At 68.1% G+C, this 1,510-nt stretch carries 1 protein-coding gene and 5 tRNA genes; all 6 read right to left on the bottom strand.

From position 1 onward, the window contains the following. Positions 1-57: 57 nt before the first annotated feature. The 6 genes from ACWGIU_RS37710 to ACWGIU_RS37685 all read right to left on the bottom strand — a co-directional run bounded on the left by ACWGIU_RS37710 (position 58) and on the right by ACWGIU_RS37685 (position 1,360). A tRNA-Glu gene (locus tag ACWGIU_RS37710) sits at positions 58-130 on the bottom strand. Positions 131-144: 14 nt separating this feature from the next. Then, positions 145-216: transfer RNA gene (locus ACWGIU_RS37705), tRNA-Gln, on the bottom strand. 24 nt (positions 217-240) lie between these two features. Beyond that, positions 241-313: transfer RNA gene (locus tag ACWGIU_RS37700), tRNA-Glu, on the bottom strand. Between the two features lie 61 nt (positions 314-374). Then, a tRNA-Glu gene (locus ACWGIU_RS37695) sits at positions 375-447 on the bottom strand. Positions 448-474: 27 nt separating this feature from the next. Then, positions 475-546 (bottom strand) — tRNA-Gln (locus ACWGIU_RS37690). Between the two features lie 85 nt (positions 547-631). Continuing rightward, the gene (locus ACWGIU_RS37685; RefSeq protein ID WP_453712576.1) at positions 632-1,360 is read right to left on the bottom strand and encodes an HAD family hydrolase; all 729 of its coding nucleotides are present in this window, start codon (positions 1,358-1,360) and stop codon (positions 632-634) included. Between the last annotated feature and the right edge of the window lie 150 nt (positions 1,361-1,510).

Here is a 1,510-nt window from a genome sequence, read left to right as displayed (position 1 = left end):
TGCGCGGACACAACGAAGAGGCCCTCCGCGATGAACGCGGAGGGCCTCTTGCGTGCGTACCCCCGACCGGATTCGAACCGGCGCTACCGCCTTGAGAGGGCGGCGTGCTAGGCCGCTACACAACGGGGGCTTGCAGATACTGCGCTGGGCTACCAGGACTCGAACCTAGAACAAAGGAACCAGAAACCTTCGTGTTGCCAATTACACCATAGCCCAAGGGTGGTCTAGACCAGACCACAGTACCCCCGACCGGATTCGAACCGGCGCTACCGCCTTGAGAGGGCGGCGTGCTAGGCCGCTACACAACGGGGGCCCTAGCGATCCTGCATCAAAACATCCGGGTGCGACCCTGGAGATCTCGCGGGAAGGATCTGTACCCCCGACCGGATTCGAACCGGCGCTACCGCCTTGAGAGGGCGGCGTGCTAGGCCGCTACACAACGGGGGCAAAGCACTGCGTTGCTACTGCACTGCGCTGGGGTACCAGGACTCGAACCTAGAATAAGGGAACCAGAAACCCTCGTGTTGCCAATTACACTATACCCCACCAAAAGTCAACCCCCTGGGGGATTTTCTTTCGAGTGGCGCCCCCGTCCGGCCTTTCGGCCCGCTCCGGCGGCGCAGAAAGAACATTACCGGATGCCTGACCGTGCTCCAAAACGGGTATCTGCTGCCAGCAGCTCCGGGAGCTGGTCAAGGCCCTCGATCCGGTGTGCCCCATCGGGCCCCGGCCCCCGGCCGCCCTCCCGGTCGAGCCAGAAGGACAGCAGGCCGGCGTCACGGGCCCCGCGGGCGTCGATCTCGGGCTGGTCCCCCACGTACGCCACTTCGCCCGGCGGCAGGCCGAGCGCCTCGCACGCGGCCAGGAAGGCGCCCGCCTCGGGCTTGCTCACCCCGAGCTCGACGGCGCAGACCAGCACCTCGAAGCGGTCGCGCAGCCCGAGGTCGCGCAGCTTCGGGTCCTGATTGACGAGGGAGGAGTTGGAGAGCACCCCGTGCCGGTAGCCGGCGGCGAGGGTGTCGAGTACGGGCACCACGTCGGGGAAGACCTTCCACTCGGCCTTGTAGTGCTCGACGTACTGGTCGAACCAGGCGTCGGCCTCGCCGTCGGTCATGGCGGGCTGCTCCAGGAACTCCCGCACCCGGTCCCGGCGCTGCCCCTGGAAGCTCCCCGCACCGGCTGCGAAGCTCGCCCAGTGCCGGTCGGTGATCCGCCGCCACAGCGCGAGCGCCTCGACGGGCGTCCCGTACCGCGCGGCGATGCCCTCGGCCTCCAGCTGCCGCGAGAGCCCGACGGCGTCGGCCCCGGTGTAGTCGAACAGGGTGTCGTCGATGTCCCACAGCACGGCACGGATCGGCATGCGGCCGAGCCTACGCCGGGCTCTTGTCCTGCGGGGGCACGACGAAGAAGTCCGTCAGGAAACAGGTGACCTGCCCTCGGCGTCCCGTCCGACCCGAGCACCTCCGTGTCGGACGGCCTTCCGGAACGCGGGGCGGGGACGCCGCAGGGG

This window comes from Streptomyces sp. NPDC054840, assembly GCF_053611065.1.
Note: the sequence above shows the minus strand (reverse complement) of the source record. Positions and strands in the feature narration are given on the sequence as shown.

Coding starts and splice junctions, on each gene's coding strand:
- ACWGIU_RS37685 (WP_453712576.1), bottom strand. CDS start 1,360: ATGCCGATCCGTGCCGTGCTGTGGGACATCGACGACACCCTGTTCGAC.